Below are 6,417 nucleotides of genomic sequence, written 5' to 3' on the forward strand. Positions count from 1 at the left end.
TGCCCTCCTCACGGATGAATTGGCTGTGCCCCAGCGCGCGGCACAAAGGCTTCATCGACCTTCGCCAGGTCCTGCTCACGCAGGGTGCCTGCGTAAAAATGCAATTTGGTCCATGCCAACAAGTAGTCGTAGCGCGTTTGTGCCAGATCGCGGCGCGTGCTGTAGAGCTGCTGCTCAGCGTTCAGGGCATCGAGGTTGACCCGCTCTCCGCCCAGAATGCTTTGCCGGGTCGAGACCACCAGCGCCTCGGCTGAGGTCAGGGCTTTCTGATACGCCCGTAGTTTGCTGACCCCCGACTGACACGCGTTGAATTGGCGACGCAACTCAATCAGGGTTTCCCGGGTTTTACCTTCCAGTTCGTATTCGACCTGCGACAGGTTGCTGCGGGCTTGGCGCACGGACGCCGATACGCCACCGCCCGAATACAGGGGCAGACTGACTTCAATGCCAATGGTGTTGGTGTCATAACGCTGGTTGTAGGTATTACCGCTTTCGGACTCCATCTTGCGCACGCTGGCGTAAGCATTGAGTTTGGGCAGATGCCCGGCCCGGTTGCGCTCAACCTCGTAGCGCGCCACGTCCAGGGCTTCGCGCTGGGAGGCCAGCACCGGGTTATTGGCCAGGGCGATTTCGTGCCATGTCGAAAAGTTACCGGGCTCCAGCGCGAAGGGGTTGAAGCCGGGTGCCAAGGGGATCAACTGATCGATATCGACCGTCTGCTGGCCTATCAGGGCGCCCAACTCGCGCAACGCCGCGTCCTGCTCATCCTGGGCCTGAATTTCTTCGGCGGTGGCAAGTTCGTAGCGCGATTCGGCTTCAAGAATGTCGGTACGGGTGCCTTCACCCTGACGAAACATGTGCTCGTTTTGTCGGAATTGTTGCTCGTAGGCTTTTTTCTTCGCCCGTGCGTTATCGATTTGATCCTGCGCAAACAAGGCCTGGGTGTAATGGGTCAGGACGCGTACCAACAGTTCCTGACTCTTGCTGCGAAATGTCTCGTTCGCGAACAGCGTTTGCGCCACGCCCTTGCGGTAATTGGCGTACGCCTCGTAGTCAATCAGTGGCTGCTGGAGCAAGAACGTCGACCCATAACTGTTGTAGTTGCGGTCTTCGTGGCGGTTGCCCTGGTCATTCAGGTAAGTGGCTTTGGAATGGTTACGCCCCTTGTTGTAGCTGTAAGACAACTTGGGCAGCAAACCCGCCCGGCCGATGAGGCGATTCTCTTGACCGGCATTTTTCTCTTCAATCGCCCCGAGAAACTCGGGATCGTTGCGCAACGCCTGTTCGTACACTTGAAACGGTCCCATCGCCTGCGCGCTGGCAGTCATTGCCGCCCATAACGCCCACCCCAGGCACACTCTTGAAGCTGCTTTCATACGTCGCAATTTCCTATCGCTCAGTCAACGCAGAACCTGCGCGATCCAACAGTGGTTTGAACAGGTAATTGAGCAGTGAACGCTCGCCCGTGCGCACGAACATCTCCGCCGGCATACCGGGTTTGATCACCAGGCCGTTGAGCGTTTCGAGCGCCTGGTCGCTCACTGAGCTGCGCAGCACGTAATACGGCATGCCGGTTTTCTCATCCAGCAGTTGGTCGGCCGAGACCAGGCTGACTTCGCCCGACACCCGGGGCGTACTGCTCTGATTGAATGCCGTGAACAGAATGTCCACCGGCAACTCGCTGCCCACCCGGTCCACCAGGTTCACCGGCAAGCGCCCTTCGACTTCCAGTCGCGTCCCTTGGGGCACGATTTCCAGCAGGGTTTCACCGGCGCGGACCACTGCGCCTTCGGTGTGTACCCCCAAATTCACTGCAATTCCGTCTGCCGGCGCGGTAATTTCGCTGTGCTGCAAGTCAAACCCGGCGGACGCCAGTTGTTGCTCAAGGGTCAGGCTTTTGAGTTGCGCGTCAGCCAGTTGAGTGCGGACTTCCTTTTGATATTCGTCGATGTGCTGCGCCAGCTTGAGGCGCGACTCAAGAATGCCCTGCTCGATACGCCCGCTTTCCCCGGTGTTTTGCGCCACGTCCTGTTGCACTTGGGACAACTGGCGCTCGTACTCCATCAGGCGGTTGCGCGGGATGTAGCCGTTTTCCGCCAGCGGCCGCAGGTTGTTCAACTGCTGACGCAGGGAATCGGCCTGAGCGGTGAGGTCTCCCCGCGCGCGGCGCATGCCGGCCAATTGCCGGGTCGCGCCTTCGATGCTGGCCTTGAGCGCGGATTGCTCGCGGGCAAAGGCTTCACGACGGCTGCTGAACAGCTGCTGCTGACCTTCAAGCACCAGCGCCAACCGCGGGTCGGGGTTATTGCTCAATTCGGGCGGGAAACTCACCTGCTGCAAGTTGTCGCGCTCACTCTGCCAGCGTGCCGTGCTGGCCCACGCCATGCGGTACTGCGCGCGTAACGATTGTACATCCGCCTGGACCTGGGTCTGGTCCAGACGAAACAGCGGTTCACCCTGATGCACCGCCTGGCCCTCGCGCACTAGAATCTGGCTGACCACCCCCGCGCCCAGGGACTGGACGGCCTTGCGTTTACCCGACACCACCACGGTGCCCTGCACCGGAATGCCTTCGTCCAGCGGCGCGAGGCTGGCCCAGGCAAAGAAACTGCCTGCGCCGATCAGGGTCAGGATCCAGCCCATGCGCACGTAAAACCCGGCGCCACGTTCCATGGCTTGCGACTGTTGTTGATTGTTCATGATGCGTGCGTCCTTGCTCATGCGCCGCTGCTGCGCGTCTGTGCCTGATGGGTGCGAGGGATGCCAGTGGCGGCCGCCTGTTGTTGCTGGGCGCCGGTCAGCGCCTTGAGCACCTCGGCGCTCGGCCCGAACACCTGGGTGCGGCCCTCGTTGAGCACCAGCAGTTTGTCGGCCTGCGCCAACGACGCAGAACGGTGCGTCACCAGCACCACAGTGCAGCCTTGTGCCTTGAGCTGGGCAATGGCACGGGTGAGTGCCGCGTCGCCCACGGCATCCAGATTGGAGTTGGGTTCATCGAGCACCACCAGGCTCGGGCTGCCGTACAGCGCGCGGGCAAGCGCCACGCGCTGTTTCTGGCCGCCGGACAAGCCGCTGCCATCATCCCCCAGCAGCGTGTCGTACCCGTTTGGTAAGCGCAGGATCATCTCGTGGACCCCGGCCTGCCGGGCCGCCGCCACCACCTGTTGCGGGTCAGCGTCGCGGAACCGCGCGATGTTGTCGGCGATGGTGCCACTGAACAGTTCAATGTCTTGCGGCAAATAGCCGATATAAGGCCCAAGTTGGTCGCGGTCCCATTGGTGGATATCGGCCCCGTCCAGACGCACCGTGCCCGCCAGGGTCGGCCAGACGCCGACCAGTACCCGGGCCAGAGTCGATTTGCCGGAGCCCGAAGCCCCGAGCACCCCCAACACCTCGCCCGCCACCAGGCTGAAACTGACGTGATGCAGGATCGGCAGACGAATGCCCGGAGGCGCCGCACTGACGTCTTCGAAACTCAGGTGACCCTTGGGCGCAGGCAACGCCATGTTCTCTTGCACCGCCGGGTGCTCACGCAACAAACCGTCCAGCCGCTGGTAGGCCAGCTTGGCGGAACTCCACTGTTTCCAGACGGCTATCAGCTGGTCGATGGGGCTGAGCACACGGCCCATGAGAATCGAACCGGCGATCATCATGCCCGCGCTCATGTCGCCTTGAATCACCAACAACGCCCCCAGCCCCAACACCAGCGATTGCAGGCACAGGCGCAGGGTTTTACTCACCGAGCCGATGACCGCGCCGGTGTCGCTGGCCTTGTTCTGCTCGGTCAGAAAGCGCGAATGGACGTTGAACCAGCGCTTACGTAACACGCCCAGCATGCCCATGGCCTGAATGGTCTCGGCATTGTGCAAATGGCTGGTGGCCAACTGACTGGATTGTTGCGAAAACACACTGGCCTGGCTCAGGGATTTGCGGGTCATGACTTCATTGACACAGGCCAGGGCGATCAACACGGCGGCACCCGCCGTGGCAAAAACCCCCAGCCAGGTGTTGAACATGAAAATCACAAACAGGTACACCGGAAACCACGGTGCATCGAAAAAAGCGAATAACGCCGGGCCGGTGACAAATTGACGAATCAGGGTCAGGTCGCCCAGCGCCTGACCGGCGTGGGCCTGGCCGCTAAACAGGTTGCGCTCGAACGCGGCACGGTACACCTGCTGATTGAAACGGCGCTCCAACTGGCTACCGATGCGTATCACGATAAAACTGCGAACGGTTTCTAGCGTGCCAATAAAGATAAAGAACCCCACCACCATCAAGGACAACATCGCCAGCGTGGTGGTGTTCTGTGATGACAGCACCCGGTCATACACCTGAAGCATATAAATAGAAGGCACGAGCATCAGGATGTTAATCAAGGCCGTAAAACACCCGACACTGATGAGAATCTTTTTATAGTCGGCCAATACCTGTATGAGGGGCGCGACGGGACTGCTTTTCAGCCGCTTCATGAATCTTCCTTGATCAATAAACCAGGTCCACAGGCACTGGCGAATACCTGCCCGTTGCCTTGTTGCCGTTCAATGTTGTTATGTGTGCAGGCCTGATCCGGCGTTTACGGGCACAACTGATCCGGCCTGAATAACGGCGCTGGCATGATTGCGCTAATCCACACTTTGTAAGTGCGTGCGTTTCATCACCAGGGTTTTAGTGCCATCGACTGAGCCTTCATAGCAACCCGGTTCTCGCAACTCCAAAAAGAGTGACTGCGACCCATCTTTTCCAATGAGCAAAAGGCCATCCGGCGTGGGCGACCACCGGGTCGGGGTTCGGCCCAACCACGCCTGTAAACAGCGAGCCTGCGCACTGAAGGTCCGGTCCTTTTTCAACGTGACTGTGCACGCGTCCTGTTCGCCTCCTTTCACATAAAACGTCCACCTGCCCGCCACTTGTGCGGGGCTTAATAACATCAGCGAACTGGCCATGGCGCTCTCTGTGGTAGTCAACAGCAATGCGGCTACACAGCCCATTGCTTGTATAAAACGGTATGCAGTGTTCATGAGACCTCGGCGTAGTGCCAGAGGGCAGCGCTTGCGCGCTGCCCGTTTACCGACAGCCCTACGCGACGATGTCGTAAGTTGCCACTTGCCCGACGGTGGTGATCAGGAAATCGGCGACGCCGTGTCCGCTGAAGTCCACTTGCAGCGAGCCAGCATTGCTGGCCTGGTTGTAGCTGACGACCGCATCACCCGCCTGACCGGTGAACGCATTGACGAAATTCAACCCACTGAGATGAGTAATCCCGGTGAGGTCGATTTTGTCGAGCCCGGTCTGGAAATCCATGAGGGTATCGGCCGCCTTGGGGGTCGAATCAGACACTTCACGGTAAACAAACGTGTCAGAACCGCTCCCGCCCCACAGTTTGTCTGCCCCGCCACCGCCGTAGAGGATGTCGTTGCCGGCACCGCCCTTGAGGAGGTTGGAGGCCGCGTTGCCCAGCAACAGGTCGTTACCCGAACCCCCAATGGCGTTTTCGATGGTCACGCCTTGAGCGATCGACACGTTACCGGTCATCCCGCCCACGTCAGAGAACGAACCGGCGGCCAGGTTGATTTTCTGGTTCTGGCTGAAACCCGAGAAGTCCAGCGTGTCATTGCCGCCGCCATCCCACACCGAAAAAATCAGCTTGTCGGTGGCCGAAGTGGCGCTGTAGTAGTCGCGGTCAGCCGTGGAGTTGAACCCATAAACGGTGTCACCGGCGCGGGTTTCCATGTTCGCGCCATACAGCTTCTGCACCGCAGCAATGTCATCGAGCAGTGGCGCCGACGCATAAGCGCCTTCCCCGGTCTTGGTGAACACTTGGCCGGTGTTCTTCTCACTCCAGTAGCTCATGACACTGTAAGCACGGGTGTCTTCGCCATACACCGCATCACGGTAGCTCGGGTTGCCATTACCGGCGTTGTAGTCGCCGGGGTGTGACAGGCCCAGGGTGTGACCGATCTCGTGGGTCAGGGTCTGACGACCGTAGTTGCCTTCCCCCGGGGTTTTGTTGACGTCGTAGTCCTTGTTGATCAGGTACCACGACTCGCCTTTGCGCGAGCTGTTCGGCAGGTAGGCAAACGCAGCCCCGCCGTTGCTGGCGCTGAAGTTGGCGAAGGTCATGTGACCATCGTCACCGCGTGCCGCCGGGCCTTCAGTGAAGGTCACTTTGGCCACATCGGCCCATGACTCCAGCGACAGCTTGGCCTGTTCCTTTTGCAGCCCGGAGAACGAGCTGAAAGTGCCCAGACCACGGGAGGCATAGCCCGGCGGTGGAGACGTGAGGAAGGTGAACTGCCCCCCAAAAGTTGGACAGATTAACTAGCGCCCTGCACAGCCTGAGTCCTGTATCCCACAGGGCTTAGGCTGTTGAGCGTCAGTTTGATACGGTCATGGTTGTAATAATGGATGTATTCA

The 6,417-nt window shown here is 59.8% G+C and carries 5 protein-coding genes and 1 pseudogene; all 6 read right to left on the reverse strand.

What is annotated here, in order from left to right; translation table 11 throughout:
- Window positions 1–8 precede the first annotated feature (8 nt).
- Window positions 9–1,328, reverse strand: a complete 1,320-nt coding sequence (locus TU74_RS21580; protein WP_241485597.1) for a TolC family outer membrane protein — start codon at window positions 1,326–1,328, stop codon at window positions 9–11.
- A gap of 61 nt (window positions 1,329–1,389) precedes the next feature.
- Complete coding sequence (locus TU74_RS21585) at window positions 1,390–2,721, reverse strand: HlyD family type I secretion periplasmic adaptor subunit (protein ID WP_047274505.1); 1,332 nt, start codon at window positions 2,719–2,721, stop codon at window positions 1,390–1,392.
- Window positions 2,718–4,472, reverse strand: a complete 1,755-nt coding sequence (locus TU74_RS21590) for a type I secretion system permease/ATPase (protein ID WP_048377641.1) — start codon at window positions 4,470–4,472, stop codon at window positions 2,718–2,720. Before TU74_RS21590 ends, TU74_RS21585 begins: the two co-directional genes overlap by 4 nt.
- A 153-nt stretch (window positions 4,473–4,625) precedes the next feature.
- Window positions 4,626–5,021 carry an AprI/Inh family metalloprotease inhibitor gene (locus TU74_RS25145; RefSeq protein WP_048377642.1) on the reverse strand — a complete coding sequence of 132 codons (396 nt, stop codon included), beginning with the start codon at window positions 5,019–5,021 and terminating at the stop codon, window positions 4,626–4,628.
- A gap of 58 nt (window positions 5,022–5,079) precedes the next feature.
- A pseudogene (locus tag TU74_RS21600) lies at window positions 5,080–6,294 on the reverse strand (serralysin family metalloprotease); the annotation flags it as partial.
- 23 nt (window positions 6,295–6,317) lie between these two features.
- Window positions 6,318–6,417, reverse strand: a 100-nt coding sequence (locus TU74_RS23830) for an IS3 family transposase (RefSeq protein ID WP_146425996.1), incomplete at its 5' end; no start/stop codon positions are given.

The sequence above is a fragment of the Pseudomonas lundensis genome (assembly GCF_001042985.1).
Classification (GTDB): domain Bacteria; phylum Pseudomonadota; class Gammaproteobacteria; order Pseudomonadales; family Pseudomonadaceae; genus Aquipseudomonas; species Aquipseudomonas lundensis.